The organism is Streptomyces sp. ST2-7A (assembly GCF_021390475.1).
GTDB lineage: Bacteria > Actinomycetota > Actinomycetes > Streptomycetales > Streptomycetaceae > Streptomyces.
Genome location: NZ_JAJUWS010000001.1, coordinates 230138 through 254196 on the forward strand (window position 1 = coordinate 230138; position 24059 = coordinate 254196).

Here is a 24059-nt window from a genome sequence, read left to right on the forward strand (position 1 = left end):
CACGGGTCCGGAGGGCGTTCCGATCACCGGCCCCACCGGCCGGAGAGATCCCCGGAAAACACGAGGAGCCCTCCGCACCGCCGGAATCGGCGGTGCGGAGGGCTCGCGCGGCGCTCCGATGAGGAGCGGCCGGTCAGCCGAGGATCACTTGAGGATCTTGGTGACCTGGCCGGCGCCCACGGTCCGGCCACCCTCACGGATGGCGAACTTCAGGCCCTCCTCCATGGCGATGGGCTGGATCAGCTCAACGCGCATCTCGGTGTTGTCGCCCGGCATGACCATCTCGGTGCCCTCGGGGAGGTGCACCACGCCGGTCACGTCGGTGGTCCGGAAGTAGAACTGCGGACGGTAGTTGTTGAAGAACGGGGTGTGGCGACCACCCTCGTCCTTCGACAGGATGTAGGCCTGGGCCTCGAACTCCAGGTGCGGCGTGACCGAACCCGGCTTGATGACGACCTGGCCGCGCTCGACGTCCTCGCGCTTGATGCCACGAAGCAGCAGACCGACGTTCTCACCGGCCTGACCCTCGTCCAGCAGCTTCCGGAACATCTCGATACCGGTCACCGTGGTGGTGGTCTTGTCTTCCTTGATACCGATGATGTCCACGGTCTCGTTGACCTTCAGGACACCGCGCTCGATACGGCCGGTGACGACCGTACCGCGACCGGTGATGGTGAAGACGTCCTCGATCGGCATCAGGAACGGCTTGTCCACGTCGCGCTCGGGCTGCGGGATGGACTCGTCCACGGCCTTCATCAGCTCGAGGACGCTCTTGCCCCACTCCTGGTCGCCCTCGAGGGCCTTGAGCGCGGAGACCTTGACGACCGGCACGTCGTCGCCCGGGAACTCGTACTCGGAGAGCAGCTCACGGACCTCGAGCTCGACGAGCTCCATGATCTCCTCGTCGTCCACCATGTCGGCCTTGTTCAGGGCGACGACGATGTAGGGGACGCCGACCTGACGGGCCAGGAGCACGTGCTCCTTGGTCTGCGGCATCGGACCGTCGGTGGCGGCGACCACGAGGATGGCGCCGTCCATCTGGGCGGCACCGGTGATCATGTTCTTGATGTAGTCCGCGTGACCCGGGCAGTCGACGTGGGCGTAGTGACGGCTCTCCGTCTGGTACTCGACGTGCGCGATGGAGATGGTGATACCGCGCTGGCGCTCCTCGGGAGCCTTGTCGATCTGGTCGAAGGCCGAGGCCTCGTTCAGGTCGGGGTACGCGTCGTGCAGCACCTTGGTGATCGCCGCGGTAAGGGTGGTCTTACCGTGGTCGATGTGACCGATGGTGCCGATGTTGACGTGCGGCTTAGTCCGCTCGAACTTCGCCTTCGCCACTGGGGTCCTCCTGTGGACTGGTGCTGTACGCCCCTCCGCACGGCGCGGAGCGGGTTGCAGGTGGTCGTACCGAACCGGCCGGGACCCCGCGGGGGACACCCTGGACCGTTTCGCTTCGGGTCGGCCGGTGGGGGGCGGCGGGCCCCCGGGTGCCGGCCCTCTCGCGAGGGCCGGCACCCGGGGCGGAACGCCCCCGTTTGCCGTTTTGCTCCAGCTTAATGGGTGAGTGACTCCGGATGATCCGGAATTACTCGCCCTTGGCCTTCGCGATGATTTCCTCGGCGACGTTCTTGGGAACCTCGCCGTAGGAGTCGAACTGCATGCTGTAGCTCGCGCGACCGGAGGTCTTGCTGCGCAGGTCTCCCACGTAGCCGAACATCTCCGACAGCGGGACCAGGGCCTTGACGACCTTGGCGCCACTACGGTCCTCCATCGCCTGGACCTGGCCCCGGCGGGAGTTGATGTCGCCGATCACATCGCCCATGTAGTCCTCGGGCGTGGTGACCTCGACCGCCATCAGCGGCTCCAGCAGGGCCGGGCTGGCCTTGCGGGCGGCCTCCTTGAAGACCATGGAGCCGGCGATCTTGAACGCCATCTCGGATGAGTCGACGTCGTGGTACGCGCCGTCGAGCAGGGTCACCTTCACACCGGTCAGCGGGTAGCCGGCGAGCACGCCGAACTCCATCGCCTCCTGGCAACCGGCGTCCACCGAGGGGATGTACTCCCTGGGGATGCGGCCACCGGTGACCTTGTTCTCGAACTCGTAACCGCCGCCCTCGAGGGGCTCCAGAGCGATCTGCACCTTCGCGAACTGACCGGAACCACCGGTCTGCTTCTTGTGGGTGTAGTCGATCTTCTCGACGGCCCGACGCAGGGTCTCGCGGTAGGCGACCTGCGGCTTGCCGACGTTCGCCTCGACCTTGAACTCCCGCTTCATGCGGTCGACCAGGACATCGAGGTGGAGCTCACCCATGCCGGAGATGATGGTCTGGCCGGTCTCCTCGTCGGTCTTGACCTGGAAGGACGGGTCCTCCTCGGCCAGCCGCTGGATCGCGACGCCCAACTTCTCCTGGTCGCCCTTGGACTTCGGCTCGATCGCGACCTCGATGACGGGGTTCGGGAACTCCATCGACTCGAGGATCACCGGGCTCGCCGAGTCGCTGAGGGTCTCGCCGGTGGTGGTCTGCTTCAGACCCATGACGGCGACGATGTCGCCGGCACCCGCGCGGCTGATCTCCTCACGCTTGTTGGCGTGCATCCGGTAGATCTTGCCGATGCGCTCCTTCTTGCCCTTCACCGAGTTCAGCACCTGGGTGCCGGACTCCAGCACACCGGAGTAGATCCGGATGAAGGTGAGCTTGCCCAGGTGGGGGTCGCTCATGATCTTGAAGGCGAGCGCCGACATCGGCTCGTCCTCGGACGGCTTGCGGGCGATGACCTTCTCGCTGTCCTTGACGTCCTGGCCCTCGATGGCCTCGACGTCGAGCGGAGCGGGCAGGTAGCGCACGACCGCGTCGAGCAGGGGCTGCACGCCCTTGTTCTTGAACGCGGTACCGCAGAACACCGGGGTGATGGTCGCGCCATCGGCTCCGGTGGACCCGAGGGTGATGCGCCGCACGGCGGCGTAGAGCTGCTCCTCGGTGGGCTCCTCGCCCTCCAGGAAGAGCTCCATCATCTCGTCGTCGTTCTCGGAGATGGACTCGACCAGCTTGGCGCGGTACTCGTCGGCCTGGTCCTGCAGGTCGGCGGGGATGTCGACGATGTCGTACATCTCGCCGAGCTTGGTCTCCTCGGACCAGACCAGGGCCTTCATCCGAACCAGGTCGATGATGCCCTTGAAGCCGCCCTCGGCACCGATCGGGAGCTGCATGACCAACGGGGTGGCGTTGAGCCGGTCCACGATCATGTCCACGCAACGCAGGAAGTCCGCGCCGGTGCGGTCGAGCTTGTTGACGAAGCAGATGCGCGGCACGCCGTACCGGTCCGCCTGGCGCCAGACGGTCTCGGACTGCGGCTCGACACCCGCCACACCGTCGAACACCGTCACGGCACCGTCGAGCACGCGCAGGGAGCGCTCCACCTCGACGGTGAAGTCGACGTGACCCGGGGTGTCGATGATGTTGATGGTGTGGTCGACATCCTCGAGCGGCCAGTGACAGGTCGTCGCCGCGGAGGTGATGGTGATGCCGCGCTCCTGCTCCTGCGCCATCCAGTCCATCGTCGCCGCGCCGTCGTGGACCTCACCGATCTTGTAGCTGACACCCGTGTAGTACAGGATCCGCTCGGTGGTGGTCGTCTTGCCCGCGTCGATGTGGGCCATGATCCCGATGTTGCGGACCTTGGCCAGGTCAAGCGAAGTGGTAGCCATGAGGCTTCAGTCTTCTCTCGGTCTCGATAGGGCCGGCGACTACCAGCGGTAGTGCGCGAAGGCCTTGTTGGACTCGGCCATCTTGTGAGTGTCCTCACGCTTCTTGACCGAGGCGCCGAGGCCGTTGGAGGCGTCCATCAGCTCGTTCATCAGGCGCTCGGTCATGGTCTTCTCGCGACGGGCGCGGGAGTAACCGACCAACCAGCGCAGCGCGAGGGTGGAGGAACGACCGGGACGAACCTCGACCGGCACCTGGTAGGTGGCACCACCGACACGACGGGAGCGGACCTCGAGGGTCGGCTTGACGTTGTCCAGCGCGCGCTTGAGGGTGACGACCGGGTCGTTGCCGGTCTTCTCCCGCACGCCCTCCAGCGCACCGTAGACGATGCGCTCGGCGGTGGAACGCTTGCCGTGCAGCAGCACCTTGTTGATGAGCGAGGTCACCAGAGGAGAGCCGTAGACCGGGTCGATGTGCACCGGACGCTTCGGGGCGGGGCCCTTGCGTGGCATGGCTTACTTCTCCTTCTTGGCGCCGTAGCGGCTGCGAGCCTGCTTGCGGTTGCGGACGCCCTGGGTGTCCAGGGAACCGCGGATGATCTTGTAGCGAACACCCGGGAGGTCCCGGACACGGCCGCCGCGCACGAGCACGATGGAGTGCTCCTGCAGGTTGTGGCCCTCGCCCGGAATGTAGGCCGTGACCTCGATCCCGCTGGTCAGGCGGACACGCGCCACCTTGCGCAGGGCCGAGTTCGGCTTCTTGGGGGTGGTCGTGAAGACGCGCGTGCAGGTGCCGCGGCGCTGCGGCGAACCGTCGAGCGCCAGCGTCTTGTTCTTCTCGGCCTTGTCCTGCCGGCCCTTGCGGACCAACTGCTGGATCGTTGGCACGGTTTCTCCGGTTTCTGTGTGCCGTCTGGTGGAACTAACCCGGACCACGCGTCCGACCCACGCGGTCGGGCGTGTCGAAGACTGCGGATCCCCCCGTGGGGGCGACAAGCAGCTCCGGAGACCTCCGCGGGCCGCACCGCCTCATCGGACGAACCATCGACCGGTGATCGGGCGCGCGCAGGGGACACCCCGGGCACAAGGACAGAGCCTACCGAGCGCAACGGCCCGGGTCAAAACCACCGGGCACGCGGAAGGGGAACCCCGAAATCCCCGGTCGGCACCGGGGCGCGGCGCGGGGTCGGGAACGGCGACGATCCTCGACCGGGACCGGCCGGCTTCCGGGTCGGCCGACCCCCGGTCGGATGTCTCCCCGGTCGATCGGAGAGGGCCCCGCACGGGCTCCACGTGACACTACCCCGGGGGCGAAGCCCTCACGCCTCCGCCGCCGGGCCGGGGCCCGGAGGGGGAGGCGGATCGCCCGCACCTCCGGTCTCCCGGGACTCCGGAACCCCGCGGGCACCCCCGGTCCCGGGGTCCGCCGTCCCGGCCGGGCGGTCCGTCCGGGGACCCGGTCCCGGCTCCCCCACCCCCGATTCCCGCCCGCGGTTCCCCGGGGAACCGGAACGACCGCCCCGGCCCGGGGCCCGGACGGGCGGAACCCGGTGCTCCAAAACCAACCGGCCCCGCGGGTACCGGTGGAGACGAACGGGCGGACACCCGTGACCCCGCAATAGAGCCCTGGCCCCGGCGAGGGCGGAGGAACGACCGCCCGTCCCCCGGGCCCCGGTGGCCCGAGGAACCCCGGGTGATCCACCCGGCACGGGGAGGCGGGAACGCCGCGAGGGCGGCACCCCCGTTCCCGGGAGCACCGCCCTCGCGGTCGGCCGGTCGAACACGATCGTGTTCGACCCGCGCCGTGCGCCTCAGCCCTGGTAGGGACCGTAGTCGTAGTCCTCCAGCGGCACCGCCTGGCCGGAGCCGGAGCCGAAGGGCGAGTAGTCGATGTCGTCGTAACCGACGGCCGAGTACATCGCGGCCTTCGCCTCCTCGGTCGGCTCCACCCGGATGTTCCGGTACCGGGACAGACCCGTGCCGGCCGGGATGAGCTTACCGATGATCACGTTCTCCTTGAGCCCGATCAGGGAGTCCGACTTGGCGTTGATCGCCGCGTCGGTGAGCACCCGGGTCGTCTCCTGGAAGGACGCCGCCGACAGCCACGACTCGGTGGCCAGCGACGCCTTGGTGATCCCCATCAGCTGCGGACGGCCGGAGGCGGGGTGCCCGCCCTCGGCGACCACACGACGGTTCTCCGACTCGAACTTCGAGCGCTCCACCAGCTCGCCCGGCAGCAGCTCCGCGTCGCCGGACTCGATGATCGTCACGCGGCGCAGCATCTGCCGCACGATGATCTCGATGTGCTTGTCGTGGATGGCCACACCCTGCGAGTTGTAGACCTTCTGCACCTCGTTGACCAGGTAGACCTGGACGGCCCGCTGACCGAGGATGCGCAGCACGTCGTGCGGGTTGGTGGCACCCACGGTGAGCGGCTGGCCCACCTCGACGCGGTCGCCCTCGCCGACGGTCAGACGGGCCCGCTTGGAGACCGGGTACGGCTGCTCGTCGGTGCCGTCGTCCGGCGTGACGACGAGCTTCTTGGTCTTCTCGGTCTCCTCGATGCGCACCCGACCGGCGGCCTCGGAGATCGGCGCGACACCCTTGGGCTGCCGGGCCTCGAAGAGCTCGACCACACGCGGCAGACCCTGGGTGATGTCGTCACCGGCCACACCACCGGTGTGGAAGGTACGCATCGTCAGCTGGGTACCGGGCTCACCGATCGACTGGGCGGCGATGATCCCGACCGCCTCGCCGATGTCCACCAGCTTGCCGGTGGCCAGCGAACGGCCGTAGCACATGGCGCAGGTGCCCACGGCGGACTCGCAGGTCAGCACGGAGCGGGTCTTGACCGTCTCCACGCCGTGCCGGACCAGCTCGTCGATGAGCACGTCGCCCAGGTCGGTGCCGGCACCGGCCAGCACCTTGCCGTCCACCACGACGTCCTCGGCGAGGCATCGGGCGTAGACGCTGGACTCGACGTTCTCCTCCTTGCGCAGCACGCCGTCGCCGCTCCGGGAGGCGATCGGCAGCTTCAGACCGCGCTCGGTGCCACAGTCCTCCTCGCGGATGATGACGTCCTGGGAGACGTCCACCAGACGCCGGGTGAGGTAACCCGAGTCGGCGGTCCGCAGGGCGGTGTCCGCCAGACCCTTCCGGGCGCCGTGCGTGGAGATGAAGTACTCCAGCACGGACAGACCCTCGCGGAAGGACGCCTTGATCGGACGCGGGATGGTCTCGTTCTTGGCGTTCGACACCAGACCGCGCATACCGGCGATCTGCCGCATCTGCATCATGTTTCCGCGGGCCCCGGAGTCCACCATCATGAAGATGGAGTTGGTCTTCGGGAAGTTCTCGCTCATGACCTCCGCGACCTCGTTGGTCGCCTTGGTCCAGATGCCGATGAGCTCCTGGGTGCGCTCGTCCTTGGTGATCAGACCGCGCTCGTACTGCTTCTGGACCTTCTCGTCCTGCGCCTCGTAGGAGGCGATGAGGCCCTTCTTCGCCTCGGGCACGACGATGTCGGAGACCGCCACGGTCACCCCGGAACGGGTGGACCAGTGGTAGCCGGCCGCCTTGAGGTTGTCCAGCGTCGCCGCGACCACGATCTTCGGGTAGCGCTCGGCCAGGTCGTTGACGATCTCGGAGATCTGCTTCTTGCCGACCGGGCGGTCGACGAAGGGGTAGTCCTCCGGGAGCAGCTCGTTGAAGAGCGCGCGGCCCAGGGTGGTGCGCAGCCGGAACGGGTCACCGGGCTGCCACTCCTGCTCCTCGCCCTCGGCCGGGGCCGGCGGGGTCCAGCCGCGCGGCGGCACGGTTCCGATCGGGAAGCGGATGTCCACCTCCGCCTGGAGGGAGAGACTCCCCGCGTCGAAGGCCATGACGGCCTCGGCGGTGGAGGAGAAGGACCGCTCCGCGCCCTTGACCTCACGCCCCTCGGAGTCGGTGGTCAGGAAGAACAACCCGAGCACCATGTCCTGGGTGGGCATGGTCACCGGACGACCGTCCGCCGGCTTGAGGATGTTGTTCGAGGACAGCATCAGGATGCGGGCCTCGGCCTGGGCCTCCGCCGACAGCGGCAGGTGCACGGCCATCTGGTCGCCGTCGAAGTCGGCGTTGAAGGCGGTGCAGACCAGCGGGTGGATCTGGATCGCCTTGCCCTCGACCAACTGCGGCTCGAAGGCCTGGATGCCCAGGCGGTGCAGGGTGGGCGCCCGGTTGAGCAGCACGGGGTGCTCGGCGATGACCTCTTCCAGCACGTCGTACACGACCGTGCGGCCACGCTCGACCATCCGCTTGGCGGACTTGATGTTCTGCGCGTGGTTGAGGTCCACCAGCCGCTTCATGACGAAGGGCTTGAACAGCTCCAGCGCCATCGCCTTGGGCAGACCGCACTGGTGCAGCCGCAGCTGCGGACCGACGACGATCACCGAACGGGCGGAGTAGTCCACCCGCTTGCCCAGCAGGTTCTGCCGGAAGCGGCCCTGCTTGCCCTTGAGCATGTCGGAGAGCGACTTCAGCGGGCGGTTGCCCGGGCCGGTCACCGGCCGACCGCGACGGCCGTTGTCGAACAACGCGTCGACGGCCTCCTGGAGCATCCGCTTCTCGTTGTTCACGATGATCTCGGGGGCGCCGAGGTCCAGCAGTCGCTTCAGGCGGTTGTTGCGGTTGATGACCCGGCGGTACAGGTCGTTCAGGTCGGAGGTCGCGAAGCGGCCACCGTCCAGCTGCACCATCGGACGCAGGTCCGGCGGGATGACCGGAACGCAGTCCAGGACCATGCCCTTGGGGCTGTTGGAGGTCTGCAGGAACGCGGAGACGACCTTGAGGCGCTTGAGGGCGCGGGTCTTCTTCTGGCCCTTGCCGGTGCGGATGATCTCCCGCAGTCGCTCGGCCTCCTCGTCGAGGTCGAAGGTCTCCAGCCGCTTCTGCAGCGCGGCGGCGCCCATCGAGCCGTCGAAGTAGGTGCCGAACCGGTCACGCAGCTCGCGGTAGAGCATCTCGTCGCCCTCGAGGTCCTGGACCTTGAGGTTCTTGAAGCGGTTCCACACCTCGTCGAGGCGGTCGATCTCGCGCTGCGCGCGGTCGCGCAGCTGCTTCATCTCCCGCTCGGCACCCTCGCGGACCTTGCGTCGGACATCGGACTTGGCGCCCTCCGCCTCCAGCTCGGCGAGGTCGTTCTCGAGCTTCTTCGCGCGGTTCTCCAGGTCGGAGTCGCGGCGCTGCTCGATCTGCTGGCGCTCCACGGAGACGTGCGCCTCCAGGGAGGGCAGGTCACGGGTGCGGCGCTCCTCGTCCACGTACGTGATCATGTACGCGGCGAAGTAGATGACCTTCTCCAGGTCCTTCGGCGCCAGGTCCAGCAGGTAGCCCAGCCGGGACGGCACGCCCTTGAAGTACCAGATGTGGGTGACCGGGGCGGCCAGTTCGATGTGGCCCATCCGCTCACGGCGCACCTTGGCGCGGGTCACCTCGACGCCGCAGCGCTCACAGATGATGCCCTTGAAGCGGACGCGCTTGTACTTGCCGCAGTAGCACTCCCAGTCCCGGGTGGGGCCGAAGATCTTCTCGCAGAAGAGCCCGTCCTTTTCCGGCTTCAGGGTGCGGTAGTTGATCGTCTCCGGCTTCTTGACCTCGCCATGGGACCACTGGCGGATGTCGTCGGCGGTGGCCAGGCCGATGCGGAGTTCGTCGAAGAAGTTGACGTCGAGCACTCTCGTCAATCCCTCTCAGGGTTGATGTGTCGGTCAAGTGGTCTGATGAGGGGTCCGGGGACGGCCGGGACGCGCACCCGTTCGGCGCGCGTCCCGGCCCGGCCCGTCAGACCTCTTCGACGCTGCTCGGCTCGCGCCGGGACAGGTCGATACCGAGTTCCTCCGCCGCGCGGAAGACGTCCTCGTCGGTGTCGCGCATCTCGATGGACATGCCGTCACTGGACAGCACCTCCACGTTGAGGCAGAGCGACTGCATCTCCTTGATGAGCACCTTGAAGGACTCGGGGATGCCCGGCTCGGGGATGTTCTCGCCCTTGACGATGGCCTCGTAGACCTTCACGCGGCCGGTCACGTCGTCGGACTTGATGGTCAGCAGCTCCTGGAGGGCGTAGGCGGCGCCGTACGCCTCCAGCGCCCACACCTCCATCTCGCCGAACCGCTGCCCACCGAACTGCGCCTTACCACCCAGCGGCTGCTGGGTGATCATCGAGTACGGGCCGGTGGACCGGGCGTGCAGCTTGTCGTCCACGAGGTGGTGGAGCTTGAGGATGTACATGTAGCCGATGGAGATCGGCGCGGGGAACGGCTCGCCGGAGCGGCCGTCGAACAGATTGGCCTTGCCGCTGGGCATGACCATCCGGTCGCCGTCCCGGTTCGGCAGGGCGCTCTCGAAGAGGCCGATCAGCTCGTCCTCGCGGGCGCCGTCGAACACCGGGGTGGCGACGTTGGTGCGCGGCGCGACGTCGTCGGCCCCGATCGCCGCGAGTCGGCGCTGCCACTCCTCGGTGTCGCCCTCGACCTTCCAGCCCTGGGAGGCGAGCCACCCGAGGTGGATCTCCAGAACCTGACCGGGGTTCATCCGGGAGGGGACGCCCAGCGGGTTGAGGATGACGTCCACGGGGGTGCCGTCCTCCAGGAACGGCATGTCCTCCACGGGCAGGATCTTGGAGATGACGCCCTTGTTGCCGTGGCGGCCCGCGAGCTTGTCACCGTCGGTGATCTTGCGCTTCTTCGCCACGTAGACGCGAACCAGCTGGTTCACGCCCGGCGGCAGCTCGTCGCCCTCCTCGCGGTCGAAGACCCGGACACCGATGACGGTGCCGGACTCGCCGTGCGGGACCTTCAGCGACGTGTCGCGGACCTCGCGCGCCTTCTCACCGAAGATCGCGCGCAGCAGCCGCTCCTCCGGGGTCAGCTCGGTCTCGCCCTTGGGCGTGACCTTGCCGACCAGGATGTCGCCGGCGGTCACCTCGGCACCGATGCGGACGATGCCGCGATCGTCGAGGTCGGCCAGCACCTCCTCGGAGACGTTCGGGATGTCCCGGGTGATCTCCTCGGGGCCCAGCTTGGTGTCGCGGGCGTCGACCTCGTGCTCGTCGATGTGGATGGAGGACAGGACGTCGTCCTGCACCAGCCGCTGCGAGAGGATGATCGCGTCCTCGTAGTTGTAGCCCTCCCACGACATGAAGGCCACCAGGAGGTTCTTGCCCAGCGCCAGCTCGCCGCGCTCGGTCGAGGGACCGTCGGCGATGACCTGACCGGCCACCACCTCGTCGTCCTCGTTGACGCGCACCTTCTGGTTGAAGGAGGTGCCCTGGTTGGAGCGGTGGAACTTCGACAGCCGGTGCGTGACGTCGCTGCCGTCGGCGTAGCGCAGGGAGACGTAGTCGGCCGAGACCTCGGTGACCACACCGTCCTGCTCGGCCTTGATGACGTCACCGGCGTCGGTCGCGGCGCGGTACTCCATGCCGGTGCCGACCAGCGGGGACTCCGCCTTCAGCAGCGGCACCGCCTGGCGCATCATGTTCGAGCCCATGAGCGCGCGGTTGGCGTCGTCGTGCTCGAGGAACGGGATCATGGCGGTGGCCACCGACACCATCTGGCGCGGGGAGACGTCCATGTAGTCGACGTCCTCGCCGGTGACGTAGTCGATCTCGCCACCGCGCCGGCGCACCAGCACGCGGTTCTCCGTGAACCGCAGGTCCTCGCCGAGCTTGGCGTTGGCCTGCGCGATGACGAAGCGGTCCTCCTCGTCGGCGGTCAGGTAGTGCACCTCGTCGGTGACCACACCGTCGACGACCCGGCGGTAGGGGGTCTCCACGAAACCGAAGGCGTTGACCCGGCCGAAGGCGGCGAGCGAGCCGATCAGACCGATGTTCGGACCCTCGGGGGTCTCGATCGGGCACATCCGGCCGTAGTGCGAGGGGTGCACGTCACGGACCTCGAGGCCGGCCCGCTCACGGCTGAGACCGCCGGGGCCCAGCGCCGACAGGCGGCGCTTGTGGGTCAGCCCGGAGAGCGGGTTGGTCTGGTCCATGAACTGCGACAGCTGGCTGGTGCCGAAGAACTCCTTGATGGAGGCGACGACCGGCCGGATGTTGATCAGGGTCTGCGGCGTGATCGCCTCGACGTCCTGGGTGGTCATGCGCTCGCGGACGACCCGCTCCATGCGGGCCAGACCGGTGCGGACCTGGTTCTGGATCAGCTCGCCGACATTGCGCAGACGGCGGTTGCCGAAGTGGTCGATGTCGTCGGTCTCGACGACGATCGTCTGCCCCTCGGAGGTGACGGCCTCGGTCTCGCCGGCGTGGAGCCGCACCAGGTACTTGATGGTGGCGACGATGTCCTCGATGGTGAGCACGCCGGAGTCCAGCGGCTCGTTCCCGCCGAGCTTGCGGTTGATCTTGTAGCGGCCGACCTTGGCCAGGTCGTAGCGCTTGGGGTTGAAGTAGAGGTTCTCCAGCAGGGTCTGGGCGGCCTCACGGGTCGGCGGCTCGCCCGGACGAAGCTTGCGGTAGATGTCGAGCAGCGCGTCGTCCTGCCCCTGGGTGTGGTCCTTCTCCAGGGTGGCGCGCATCGACTCGTACTCGCCGAACTCCTCCAGGATCTGCTCGGAGGTCCAGCCCAGCGCCTTGAGCAGCACGGTGACCGACTGCTTGCGCTTGCGGTCCACGCGCACGCCGACCATGTCGCGCTTGTCGATCTCCATCTCCAGCCACGCGCCGCGGGAGGGGATGATCTTGGACGAGAACAGGTCCTTGTCGGAGGTCTTGTCGACGGAACTGTCGAAGTAGACACCCGGCGAACGGACCAGCTGCGACACCACGACGCGCTCGGTGCCGTTGATGACGAAGGTGCCCTTGTCGGTCATGAGCGGGAAGTCGCCCATGAAGACCGTCTGGGACTTGATCTCGCCGGTCTCGTTGTTGGTGAACTCGGCGGTGACGAAGAGCGGGGCGGCGTAGGTGAAGTCGCGCTCCTTGCACTCGTCGATGGAGTTCTTCGACGGCTCGAAGCGGTGGTCGCGGAAGGTCAGCGACATGGAGCCGGAGAAGTCCTCGATCGGGGAGATCTCCTCGAAGATCTCCTCCAGGCCGGACTTCCTGGGAACGTCGTGTCCGCTCTCCAGCGCGGCCTCGACTCGGGCCTTCCAGGCATCGTTACCGAGCAGCCAGTCGAAGCTCTCGGTTTGCAGCGCGAGGAGATTCGGAACCTCGAGGGGCTCACGGATCTTCGCGAAGGAGACGCGCAGCGGAGCGGTGCCGGCGCCGTTGTTCGGGTGTTCGGTCGAGGCGGTGCGCGAGGCGGCCAAGAGGGGGTCCTTCCGAGGGCTCGGACTCTCTGCGCGCGTGCCGGTTCCCTGGTGACGGACAGGGAGCAGTGAATAGGCAGCGCAAAGAGACAGTGTAGCCCCGGGACACGCCGATGTCCACACCGCGTCACGGGAATGCCCGGACCGACCCCGGACATCCCTCCGGTCGGCCCTCCCGGACCCCGTCGGTACGGATCCCCGCCGGGAGGGGAGACCCCCCGATCGGCAGCCGCGGCCCGCTCACGCCCTCGACACGGGAGCCGCCGCACCCACCCGGGAAACCCGGGCCCCGACAAGTCCTGTGAACCCGGGGGTCCACCCTACGCACCACACACCGCCACGACCCGGAACCGGGGTCCGAACCGACCCGGTGCCCGACCGCCTCATCCACCCCGACCGCCTCGGTCGTCGGAGCGGAAGCCGTCACTTCCGTCACCGCGGCGCCCGTCCCCGGGGGCCGCCTCGATCCTGCCTGCGGCATGGTTTCCCGCTTCGGGCGCGATTCATGCATCCGACGGGAAACCGATTCGCCGGTCGGACCGCCCCGGCCGCCCGGCGCGATCCGCGTCCCGAGAATCCCGTGCCCCCCGCCGTTCGTCAAGGGCCGGTCCGTCGCGGGCCCGGTCGGGCGGGCCCGACGGGACACGGTGGAGACGAACCGTGGCGGCACGTGCGGGATCGGACACGACCGGGCGACGCGCAAGATCACCCTACCGGTCTCCCCCGGGGGAGGCGGACGACCGCACCGGTGGGGTGTCGGGAAACCGGCCGGGGGTGACCGGGCACCGGACCGGCGGGTTTTCCCACGGCCCCGTGCCCGCCGCGCGCCCGATCGGCGTTCACCCGATCGACGCGCACGGCACCGGAGTTCACCCGGCCGGCGAGGCCGGCGACGGCTCCGGTCGGTGGTTCGGAGGGCCGGGCCGGGCGCGCCGGGACGGGCGGGCGGGGAGACCGGGGCGATTTCGCCCGGATGGGTGTCGGCCCGACCCCGGCGGGGAGTGAGGGGCCGCGACGGGGCGAAGGTCGGGCGGGAAGCGGCCCGGAAGTCGACGGAAGCCCCTCCGGGGCCCTCGGGGCCACATCACCCCACCGCACCCGTCGCACATCGGTCCGGGCCCACTGGGATCGTTGGAAAGCCCTTACCGAGGGCCGGGATCGGAGTGGGGGCAACTCACCCATCCGATGACCGGCCGAGCCCCCGGACGCCCGCCCGGAAACACCGGAATGCCCGGGAATCGGGTGCCGGGGTGCCGGGGTGCCGGATGGCCTGGGAACGGGGGCCGGGAAACGCCGAACGGCCGGCCCGGGACGCCCGATGGGCGACCCGCGACCGACCGTTCGCGAGTGGGAACAGCGGACCGGTGGTCCGCCGCGATCACTTGACCTCGACGGAGGCGCCGGCGCCCTCGAGGGACTCCTTCGCCTTGTCCGCGGCGGCCTTGTCGACCTTCTCCAGGACCGGCTTCGGCGCGCCGTCGACCAGCTCCTTGGCCTCCTTCAGACCCAGCGAGGTCAGCTCGCGCACGACCTTGATGACCTGGATCTTCTTGGCGCCCGCGCCGGTGAGGACGACGTCGAACTCGTCCTGCTCGGCCTCGGCCTCGGCCGGGGCACCTGCGACGGCACCACCGGCGGCGACGGCGACCGGGGCGGCGGCCTCGACGTCGAACTTCTCCTCGAAGGCCTTCACGAACTCGGAGAGCTCGATGAGGGTCATCTCGCCGAACTGCTCGAGCAGCTCGTCCTGGGACAGCTTCGCCATGATGGCGCTCCTTCCAATCGATGGGCCGGTGCCGGGCTCCCCGAAGGGATTCGACGGCACCGAGTGGGTGTGTCGGCGGGTCTGCGCCCGCCGGGCCGATTCAGCTCCCGCCGGTGGCGGGTGTCACTCGGCCTCGGCGGGAGCCGGCGTACCGGCACCGCCCTGCTCGACCTTGCCGCGCAGCGCGTCCGCGGTGCGGACGAACTTCGACAGCGGGGCCTGGAAGGTCGCCGCGGCCTTGGCCATGGACGCCTTCATGCCACCGGCGAGCTTGGCCAGCAGCACCTCGCGGGACTCGAGGTCCGCAAGCTTGTTGATCTCCTCGGCGCTGAGCGCCTTGCCGTCGAGGACGCCACCCTTGATGACGAGGGCGTCGTTCTCCTTGGCGAAGTTGCGCAGGCCCTTGGCGGCCTCCACCGGGTCACCGGTGAGGAAGGCCACCGCGGTCGAGCCCTTGAGGAACTCGTCGAGCTGACCGATGCCGGCCTGATTCGCGGCGATCTTGGTCAGCGTGTTCTTCGCGACGCGGTACTGGGCGTTGTCGCCGAGCGCCCGGCGCAGGTTCTGGAGCTGCGCCACGGAGAGTCCGGTGTACGCGGTCACGACGGCGCCGTTGGAGTTCTCGAACTTCTCCTTGATCTCCGCGACGGCCGCGATCTTGTCGGGGCTTGCCATGAACCTCTGCCCTCCTTCCGGGTTGTCGGGACCGCACGGAAGGAGATCGGCGCGTCACGCGAAAAGAGCCCCGGCGCGGGCGCACGGGGCTCGGGCGGGCCGTTCGCCTCCCGTACGGGGGCGCGGCCGCATGCCGTCCTCGGTCACCTGCGCGGGTCGTCCGCGTGAGCGGATCCTTCGCCGACGGGACGGGCCCGGCGGCAACCAGCGGTCTCTGGCTTCGGGGGAAGCGTACGGGAGCCGGGAGCGTCACGGCAAATCGGACCCGGCGCGGCTCTCCCGGCGGCGCGTGCGCGCGCCTCCGCGCACGCGCCCCGGGGGCGGGGGACGGTCGTCCCCCGCCCCCGGGGCGGTGGTGGTGCGGTGGGGTCGGACCGGCTCAGTAGCCGCCGGACATCTCGGCCATGTCCACGACCTCGGCGTCGGCCGGGTGGTCGAAGTCCAGTGCCACGCCGTAGTCCTTGTAGACCGTGGAGTTCACGACGTTCATGCCCTCCGCGATCATCTCCATGTCGATCCGGACCGGGTAGTCGTTCTCGTCCACCCAGATGCCGAGGTCGACCGTGTCGGTGCCGGCGGCGGCCAGGGTGGCCCGCATCTCCTCCAGCTCCTCCTCGGTGAGGACACCGGTGGAGGGGTCGGCCTCCAGCAGCTCCTCCATCGTCAGGGTGCCGGTGTACAGCTCGGCCGTGACGCCCTCGATCCGCTCGGTGCCCCGGTGCTCCAGGGACGGCGACTGGAGCAGCAGCCCCATCTGGTCGGCCGGGCTCTGCGCCATCCGCTCGGCCTGGTCCAGCTGGGCGAGCATCTGCTCCAGCTCCGCGTCGTTGCCCTCGGCCGCCGCGGCCTCCAGGTCCATCTTGATCCAGGAGGCGCCGTCCAGCTCGGACTCGAAGAGCGGGCCGCCCATGTAGAGGATGTTGTCCAACCACCGCATGTTCATGGTGGCGCCCTCCTCCTGACCCATGAGGGCGCCCAGCTCACCCATGTCCATGGTCACGTCCATGGACACCGGGTTCCAGCCCATGACGCCGGACAGCGCCATGACGAATTCCTCGGCGCCGTCCGACATGGTCATGGTGGTCTCGAAGGCCACCGTCTCCGCGTCGGAGGCCCGCTGGGCGGAGGCCTGCAGGGCCTCGAAGATCGCCGACCGGGCCCCCCGGGCGGAGTCGTCCGAGCCCTCGTCGGTGCCCTCCGTCGCCGTGTTGTCCGCGCGGTCCGCGGCGTCGTTTCCCTCATCGCCGCCGCAGGCCGCGGTGACGGCCACCAGGCCGACGGTCGCGGCGCACAGGGCCGCCTTGCGAACGATGCGCATGATCGAAGCTCCCCCGGGGGTCTGTCGGTCGGGCGCGGTGTCTCCGGGCCCGGATGCCCCACCGGTCCCGCCGGGGTGATATCGCCACCCCGCCCCGGAATCGGTGGGTTCAACGACGGTATCCCGGGGGTGCGGCACGAAAAAACGTCCGTCCCCGTTCTGTGGCAGAACGGGGACGGACGTGGCGAAAACGTGCCGGCGCCGCAGCGTCCCCTCATCGAGGGACGGTCGGGACCGGCGCGGGGAACACCCCGGGCGGGATCAGACCCCGACCGGCTCCTCGGAGAGGAGGTTGCGGGTCCGGTTGCCGTCCAGCGGGATACCGGGGCCCATGGTGGTGGTCAGGGTCGCCTTGCGGATGTACCGCCCCTTGGCGGCCGACGGCTTCAGTCGGTTGATCTCCTCCAGCGCGGCGGCGTAGTTCTCCACCAGCTGCGTCTCGTCGAAGGAGGTCTTGCCGATGATGAAGTGGAGGTTCGAGTGCTTGTCGACGCGGAACTCGATCTTGCCGCCCTTGATCTCGGTGACGGCCTTGACCACGTCGGGGGTGACGGTGCCGGTCTTCGGGTTCGGCATCAGACCACGCGGACCGAGCACCCGGCCCAGGCGGCCGACCTTGCCCATGAGGTCCGGGGTGGCGACGACCGCGTCGAAGTCGAGACGACCGCCGGCCACCTCGTCGATGAGCTCGTCGGCGCCGACGATGTCGGCGCCCGCGGCACGCGCGGCCTCGGCACGGTCACCGGTGGCGAAGACCAGGACCCGGGCGGTCTTGCCGGTGCCGTGCGGGAGGTTCACGGTGCCGCGCACCATCTGGTCGGCCTTGCGGGGGTCGACGCCCAGCCGCATGGCCACCTCGACGGTGGTGTCGAACTTGGTGGAGGCGGTCTCCTTCGCGAGCCGGACGGCCTCCAGCGGCGCGTAGAGCCGCGTACGGTCGATCTTTTCCTCGGCGCCGCGACGGGCCTTGCTGCGCTTCACTGTCTCTCCTCTGTGTTCCGGCGGTCGGGTGTCGGTGTCGTGCCGCCGCCGGTCCGGTTGCTGATGGGGAGTCGTGGTACGGGCCGCGCGAGCCCTCCCACGGGGGGTGCCGGGGGATCAGCCCTCGACGGTCACGCCCATGGAACGGGCGGTGCCGGCGATGATCTTCTCCGCGGCGTCCAGGTCGTTGGCGTTGAGGTCTTCCATCTTGGTGGTGGCGATCTCACGGACCTGCTCGCGGGTGATCTTCGCGACCTTGGTCTTGTGCGGCTCGCCGGAGCCCTTCTCCACGCCCGCGGCCTTGAGGATCATCCGCGCGGCCGGCGGGGTCTTGGTGATGAAGGTGAAGGAGCGGTCCTCGTAGACCGTGATCTCCACCGGCACGACCCAACCGCGCTGCGACTCGGTCGCGGCGTTGTAGGCCTTGCAGAACTCCATGATGTTGACGCCGTGCTGACCCAGCGCGGGGCCGACCGGCGGGGCCGGGTTGGCGGCACCGGCCTTGATCTGGAGCTTGATCAGCCCCGCGACCTTCTTCTTCTTGGGAGGCATGCTCGTCTCCGGGTCCTAGTGGGAGTGTCGAAACCCCCGGCCGGCGGAAAACGCCCGCACGGAGGCATACCGCACAACGATAGCGGGTACGGCCCGGGGCGCGAAATCTCCGGCGCCGGGCGGTCGGGCCCCGACCGGGGAGCGTCCGGGGCGCACGGGACGCGCACGTCGCTCCCCGTACTCCCCCGACTCCCTTCGGGATGGGCGTCAACGCAGCCGGGCGGGGCCCGGCTGCTGCCGGACCCCGCCCGGGGCGGATGGTCTCACGGGAGGAACGGACCGCGTGACGGGCCCCTCCCGAGGACGCGTCAGTTCTTCCGACGCGTCAATTCTTCTGAATCTGGTCGAAGCTCAGCTCGACCGGGGTCTCGCGGCCGAAGATCTCCACCAGGCCCTTGACCTTCTTGGAGTCGGCGTTGATCTCGTTGATGGTCGCCTGGAGCGTGGCGAAGGGGCCGTCGGTGACGGTGACGGAGTCGCCGACCTCGAAGTCCAGGACCTGCACCTCGACCTTGCGGCCGCGAACCGGCTCGCCCGCCGCCGCCGCCTCGGCGGCGGCCTTCTGCTCGGCCTCGGGGGCGAGCATCTTGACGATCTCGTCGAGGGTGAGCGGGTAGGGGTCGTAGGCGTTGCCGACGAAGCCGGTCACGCCCGGCGTGTTGCGCACCACGCCCCAGGACTCGTTGGTCAGTTCCATGCGGACCAGCACGTAGCTGGGGAGTTTGTTCTGACGCACGGTGCGGCGGTCGCCGTTCTTGATCTGGACGACCTCCTCCTGCGGCACCTCGACCTGGAAGATGTAGTCCTCGACATTGAGCGAGACGGCACGCTGCTCGAGGTTGGTCTTCACCCGGTTCTCGTAACCGGCGTAGGTGTGCACGACGTACCAGTCGCCGGGGAGCAGGCGCAGTTCCTCGCGCAGGACCGCCACCGGGTCCGGCCTCTCCCCGACCTCGACGGCGGCGTCCCCGGTGTCCTCGGCATCCTCCGCGCCCTCGGTCGACGCGACCCCGTCGACCGACGCCTCCGGCGTGTCGACCGTCTCCCCGGCGGGCTCCTCGGCGCTCTCGCTGTCGAGGGCGTCGGCGCCCGGCTCCTCGGCGGTTCCGTCGCCGGTGGGGAGGTCGATCCGCTCGGGAGTGTCCACCGCGCCAGCGATGTCGCGCGCGGTCTCGTCGCCCCCGGCGGTCGCGGCGGCCTCGTTGGGGTTCAGGTCAGACACGGTAGCTGCTTCTTCCTGGCGTCACGTGGGTGGGAACGACCGACCCGCGCGGGCTCCGGCGTGGCCGGAAATCTCCCGGAACGACGGTGTCCCGACCCCGGGGCCGGACGGCTCAGCCGAAGACGTACTCGATGACCCGGCCGAATCCCCAGTCAAGCACAGTCAGGATCCCGATCATCACCAGAACGAAGGCGATCACCGCCACGGTGTACGTCGTCAGCTGGTGGCGGGTGGGCCAGACGACCTTCCGCAGCTCCGCCACGACCTGGCGGTAGAACAGGGCGAGACGGCCCAGCGGGCCGCGCTTGGCACGACGGCCGCGACGCCCGCCATCGACGCCTTCGCCGTGGGGCTCCGGCGCCTCGACGGAGTCCGTGATCCCAGCCACTCGTCCTCACCCGATCCCGGTCATGGTCGTGGCCGCCCGGACGGGCCGGGCGGCCTGTACGTCGTGAAAGCAGGGCCGGAGGGACTTGAACCCCCAACCGCTGGTTTTGGAGACCAGTGCTCTACCAATTGAGCTACGACCCTTTGTACGGCACAACCTACCCCATCGGCGGGGATCATCCGATACCCGCGACAGTGACTCCCGGTTGGGGCCGACGATCAACGAGTGTACGTGGTGGAAGCCGTCGCGTCGAACGCCTTGGGCGCGAAAATCTCCCCGCCGGACCCCGGGGAGGGCGAACACCGGTCGCGCCCCAACCGCCACACCGCCCCCGGGCGACCCCGCGTCACGGGCCCCGGCGCGGCCCCCGCGAACCCGCGCGAACCCCTTCCCGGGGGCCGGTCGGTTCCCCGGCGCGTCGCCCGCGACCACCCGCCGGAACCGGCGGAACCCGAGGTCGGGCCCCCCGCGCCGTCCGCCGCGCGCCCGCCCCCCGGACCCCGGTGCGCCCCGGTGGCCCGAACCCGGGACGATGCCGTTATGAGTGCCGAATCTGCCAACGGACAGTCAGCCGCTTCGTCGACCGGGCGCCGGGTCTCCGCCCGGGTCGGCGCGATCTCCGAGTCCGCCACCCTCGCCGTGGACGCCAAGGCGAAGGCCCTGAAGGCCGCCGGGCGCCCGGTGATCGGCTTCGGCGCCGGTGAGCCGGACTTCCCGACCCCGGACTACATCGTCGAGGCCGCCGTGGCGGCCTGCCGTGAGCCGCGTTTCCACCGCTACACCCCGGCCGGTGGTCTCCCGGAGCTGAAGCGGGCGGTCGCGGAGAAGACCCTGCGGGACTCCGGTTACGAGGTGGACCCCGCTCAGGTGCTGATCACCAACGGCGGCAAGCAGGCCATCTACGAGGCGTTCGCCGCGATCCTGGACCCGGGCGACGAGGTCATCGTCCCGGCCCCCTACTGGACCACCTACCCGGAGTCGATCCGGCTGGCCGGCGGTGAGCCGGTGGTGGTGACCGCCGACGAGACCACCGGCTACCGGGTGACCGTCGAGCAACTGGAGGCGGCCCGCACCGAGCGCACCAAGGTGGTGCTGTTCGTCTCGCCCTCCAACCCGACCGGCGCGGTGTACCCGCGCGAGCAGGTGGAGGCCATCGGGCGCTGGGCCGTGGAGCACGGCCTGTGGGTGCTGACCGATGAGATCTACGAGCACCTGGTCTACGGGGACGCGGAGTTCACCTCGCTGCCGGTGCTGGTCCCCGAGCTGCGGGACCGCTGCCTGGTGGTCAACGGGGTCGCCAAGACCTACGCGATGACCGGCTGGCGGGTGGGCTGGATGATCGGTCCGCAGGACGTGGTCAAGGCAGCCGCCAACCTGCAGTCGCACGCCACCTCCAACGTCTCCAACGTGGCGCAGGCCGCCGCGCTGGCGGCCGTCTCCGGTGACCTGGAGGCGGTGGCCGCGATGCGCGAGGCGTTCGACCGGCGGCGCCGGACGATGGTGCGGATGCTCAACGAGATCGAGGGCGTGGAGTGCCCCGAGCCGGAGGGCGCGTTCTACGCCTACCCGTCGGTCAAGGGTCTGCTGGGCCGGGAGATCCGGGGGAAGCGTCCGGCGAGCAGCGTGGAGCTGGCCGAACTGATCCTCGAGGAGGTCGAGGTGGCGGTCGTGCCGGGCGAGGCCTTCGGCACCCCCGGCTACCTGCGGCTGTCCTACGCGCTGGGTGACGAGGACCTGGTGGAGGGCGTCTCCCGGATGCAGAAGCTGCTCGCCGAGGCACGGGACTGACCGCATCGCGAGCCCCCCGGCCGGTGCCCGACGGCCCACCCGCCCGCCCCGGGCGCGGAAGCGTTCCCCGCTCCCGCGTTCGGGGCGGCGCCCGTTCGGGAGCCGCGACTTTCCTCCGCGCGCCCCCATGCGGCAATATCCGATGATGGAGAGCGTTCGTGACGTCCGGCTGCTGCCGAAGGCCCATCTGCACCTGCACTTCACCGGCTCCATGCGGTCACCGACCCTGCTGGAGCTGGCGGACAAGTACGGGGTGCACCTTCCGGAGGCGTTGAGCGGCGGTGAACCGCCCGAGTTGCGGGCGACCGACGAGCGCGGCTGGTTCCGCTTCCAGCGCCTGTACGACATGGCACGCTCCTGCCTGCGCTCCGGGGAGGACATCCACCGGCTGGTGCGGGAGACCGCCGAGGAGGACCTGCGCGACGGGTCCCGGTGGCTGGAGATCCAGGTCGACCCCACTTCCTACGCCCCCCGGCTGGGCGGCCTGATCCCCGCGCTGGAGACCATCCTCGACGCGGTGGACGCCGCGCGCCGCGACACCGGCCTGGAGATCCGGGTGCTGGTCGCCGCCAACCGCATGAAGCACCCCCTGGACGCCCGCACCCTGGCCCGGTTGGCCGTGCGCAACGCCCACCGGGGCATCGTCGGCTTCGGGCTGTCCAACGACGAACGCCGCGGCTTCGCCCGCGACTTCGACCGGGCGTTCGCCATCGCCCGTGAGGGCGGCCTGCTGGCCGCCCCGCACGGCGGGGAGTTGGCGGGCCCGGAGAGCGTGCGGGACTGTCTGGACGACCTGGGCGCCGGGCGGGTGGGCCACGGCGTGCGGGCGGCGGAGGACCCCCGGCTGTTGAAGCGGCTGGCGGCCTCCGGCGTGACCTGCGAGGTGTGTCCGGCGTCCAACGTGGCGCTGGGCGTGTACGAGCGCCAGGAGGACGTGCCGCTGCGACGGCTCTTCGAGGCGGGCGTGCCGATGGCGCTGGGAGCCGACGATCCGTTGTTGTTCGGCGCCCGGCTGGCCGATCAGTACGAGATCGCCCGCCGGTACCACGGCTTCACCGACGAGGAGTTGGCCGAGTTGGCGCGGCAGTCGGTGCGTGGCTCGACCGCGCCGGCGGAGATGCGGGAGAAGCTGCTGATCGACATCGACGCCTGGCTGGCCTCCTGACGAGAGGGCCGGGATCGGGTACCCGGTCCCCGGCCGGGTCGGGGTCGGGGTCGGGGTCGGGGTCGGGGTCGCTCAGAGCTCCACGCCGACCGTCACCGGCTCGTTCACCAGGGTCACGCCGAACGCCTCGCGCACCCCGGCGCGCACCTCACGGGCGAGCGCCAGCAGATCGGCGGTGCGCGCTCCTCCCCGGTTGGTCAGGGCGAGGGTGTGCTTGCCCGAGATCCGGGCCGGGCCGTCCCCGTGCCCCTTGGCGAAGCCGGCGCGCTCGATGAGCCAGGCGGCGGAGGTCTTGGTCAGCCCCTCCCCCGCCGGGTACAACGGTGGGGTGATCTCCGGGCCAAGCCGTTCGGTCACCCGCCGACGAAAGGCCGCCAGGGCCCCCTCGTCGAGGATCGGGTTGGTGAAGAAGGAGCCGGCCGACCAGGTGTCGTGGTCATCGGGGTCGAGCACCATGCCCTTGCCGGCACGCAGCCGCAGCACCCCGTCGCGGGCGTCGCCGATCGGCACCCGGTCGCCGGGGGAGACACCGAGCAGACGGGCGGTCTCGGCGTACTTCAGGGGTGCCGACAGCCCGTCGGCGTCCTCCAACCCCATGCGCACGCGCAGCACCACCCAGCGGTTCGGCTCGGCCTTGAACCGGCTGTGACGGTAGGCGAAGCCGCACTCGGCGGCGGGCAGGGTGACGACCTCGCCCGTGCCGCGGTCCAGGGCCACGACCTCGGTGAGCACGTCGGCGACCTCCTGGCCGTAGGCGCCGACGTTCTGGACCGGGGTGGCGCCGACGGAGCCGGGAATGCCGGCCAGGCACTCGATGCCGGCGAATGCCCCGGCCACGACCCGGTCGACCAGCGCCGACCAGTTCTCCCCGGCGGCGACCTCCACCCGGGTGCCGTCGAACCGGACACCGGTGGAGGCGACCCGCACCACGGTGCCGTCGAAGCCGTCGTCGGAGACGACGAGGTTGCTGCCGCCGCCCAACACCAGCAGCGGGGTGCCCGTGGCGTCCGCCTCGCGGACGGCCCGGACGACCTCCTCGTCGGTTTCGGCGGTGACGAGCCGGCGGGCCGGGCCGCCGAGGCGGAGGGTGGTCAGCGGGGCGAGGGGGGCATCGCGTCGTTCCTGCACCCGCTCAGGGTATCCGGCGGCTCCGGCCCCGACCGGCGGGCGGCGGTCGGGGGCCGGGGCCTCCGGAC

16 protein-coding genes and 1 tRNA gene are annotated in these 24059 nt (G+C 69.8%); 2 read left to right on the plus strand and 15 right to left on the minus strand.

The features are described from left to right. Window positions 1–144: 144 nt before the first annotated feature. The 14 genes from tuf to LZF96_RS01100 form a co-directional block, all read right to left on the minus strand. Window positions 145–1338, minus strand: a complete 1194-nt coding sequence (gene tuf, locus LZF96_RS01030; RefSeq protein WP_233864681.1) for an elongation factor Tu — start codon at window positions 1336–1338, stop codon at window positions 145–147. A 247-nt stretch (window positions 1339–1585) separates the two neighbouring features. After that, window positions 1586–3706, minus strand: a complete 2121-nt coding sequence (gene fusA / locus LZF96_RS01035; RefSeq protein ID WP_233864682.1) for an elongation factor G — start codon at window positions 3704–3706, stop codon at window positions 1586–1588. 39 nt (window positions 3707–3745) lie between these two features. Beyond that, entirely contained in the window at window positions 3746–4216 is a 471-nt protein-coding gene (rpsG, locus tag LZF96_RS01040) for a 30S ribosomal protein S7 (RefSeq protein ID WP_233864684.1), read from the minus strand. Window positions 4217–4219: 3 nt separating this feature from the next. Further along, window positions 4220–4591 carry a 30S ribosomal protein S12 gene (gene rpsL, locus LZF96_RS01045; RefSeq protein ID WP_143616571.1) on the minus strand — a complete coding sequence of 124 codons (372 nt, stop codon included), beginning with the start codon at window positions 4589–4591 and terminating at the stop codon, window positions 4220–4222. Window positions 4592–5514: 923 nt separating this feature from the next. Further along, window positions 5515–9417 carry a DNA-directed RNA polymerase subunit beta' gene (locus tag LZF96_RS01050; RefSeq protein ID WP_233864952.1) on the minus strand — a complete coding sequence of 1301 codons (3903 nt, stop codon included), beginning with the start codon at window positions 9415–9417 and terminating at the stop codon, window positions 5515–5517. A gap of 106 nt (window positions 9418–9523) precedes the next feature. After that, on the minus strand, window positions 9524–13009 hold the full coding sequence (gene rpoB / locus LZF96_RS01055) for a DNA-directed RNA polymerase subunit beta (protein WP_233864685.1): 3486 nt from the start codon (window positions 13007–13009) through the stop codon (window positions 9524–9526). A 1378-nt stretch (window positions 13010–14387) separates the two neighbouring features. Further along, a complete protein-coding gene (gene rplL, locus LZF96_RS01065) occupies window positions 14388–14774 on the minus strand; it encodes a 50S ribosomal protein L7/L12 (RefSeq protein ID WP_233864687.1) in 387 nt (128 codons plus the stop codon). Window positions 14775–14897: 123 nt separating this feature from the next. Beyond that, on the minus strand, window positions 14898–15449 hold the full coding sequence (rplJ, locus tag LZF96_RS01070) for a 50S ribosomal protein L10 (RefSeq protein ID WP_233864688.1): 552 nt from the start codon (window positions 15447–15449) through the stop codon (window positions 14898–14900). A gap of 379 nt (window positions 15450–15828) precedes the next feature. Further along, the gene (locus LZF96_RS01075) at window positions 15829–16767 is read right to left on the minus strand and encodes a hypothetical protein (RefSeq protein ID WP_233864690.1); all 939 of its coding nucleotides are present in this window, start codon (window positions 16765–16767) and stop codon (window positions 15829–15831) included. A gap of 261 nt (window positions 16768–17028) precedes the next feature. After that, window positions 17029–17748: a 50S ribosomal protein L1 gene (gene rplA / locus LZF96_RS01080; RefSeq protein WP_233864691.1), complete on the minus strand. Its 720-nt coding sequence runs from the start codon at window positions 17746–17748 to the stop codon at window positions 17029–17031. A 117-nt stretch (window positions 17749–17865) separates the two neighbouring features. Continuing rightward, the gene (rplK, locus tag LZF96_RS01085; protein WP_233864693.1) at window positions 17866–18300 is read right to left on the minus strand and encodes a 50S ribosomal protein L11; all 435 of its coding nucleotides are present in this window, start codon (window positions 18298–18300) and stop codon (window positions 17866–17868) included. A 325-nt stretch (window positions 18301–18625) separates the two neighbouring features. Beyond that, window positions 18626–19522 carry a transcription termination/antitermination protein NusG gene (gene nusG / locus LZF96_RS01090; protein ID WP_374203051.1) on the minus strand — a complete coding sequence of 299 codons (897 nt, stop codon included), beginning with the start codon at window positions 19520–19522 and terminating at the stop codon, window positions 18626–18628. A 112-nt stretch (window positions 19523–19634) separates the two neighbouring features. Beyond that, window positions 19635–19901, minus strand: a complete 267-nt coding sequence (gene secE, locus LZF96_RS01095; protein ID WP_233864954.1) for a preprotein translocase subunit SecE — start codon at window positions 19899–19901, stop codon at window positions 19635–19637. Between the two features lie 79 nt (window positions 19902–19980). Then, window positions 19981–20053: transfer RNA gene (locus LZF96_RS01100), tRNA-Trp, on the minus strand. Between the two features lie 397 nt (window positions 20054–20450). On the opposite strand from LZF96_RS01100, the gene LZF96_RS01105 reads away from it, so the two are divergent. Both LZF96_RS01105 and LZF96_RS01110 read left to right on the plus strand, forming a co-directional pair. Then, window positions 20451–21698, plus strand: coding sequence for a pyridoxal phosphate-dependent aminotransferase (locus LZF96_RS01105; protein ID WP_233864695.1), 1248 nt, complete (start codon window positions 20451–20453; stop codon window positions 21696–21698). Between the two features lie 145 nt (window positions 21699–21843). Continuing rightward, window positions 21844–22863: an adenosine deaminase gene (locus LZF96_RS01110; RefSeq protein ID WP_233864697.1), complete on the plus strand. Its 1020-nt coding sequence runs from the start codon at window positions 21844–21846 to the stop codon at window positions 22861–22863. A 72-nt stretch (window positions 22864–22935) separates the two neighbouring features. Here the strand turns inward: LZF96_RS01110 and LZF96_RS01115 are convergent, their stop codons facing one another. Then, entirely contained in the window at window positions 22936–23991 is a 1056-nt protein-coding gene (locus LZF96_RS01115) for a UDP-N-acetylmuramate dehydrogenase (RefSeq protein ID WP_233864699.1), read from the minus strand. Window positions 23992–24059: the final 68 nt, after the last annotated feature.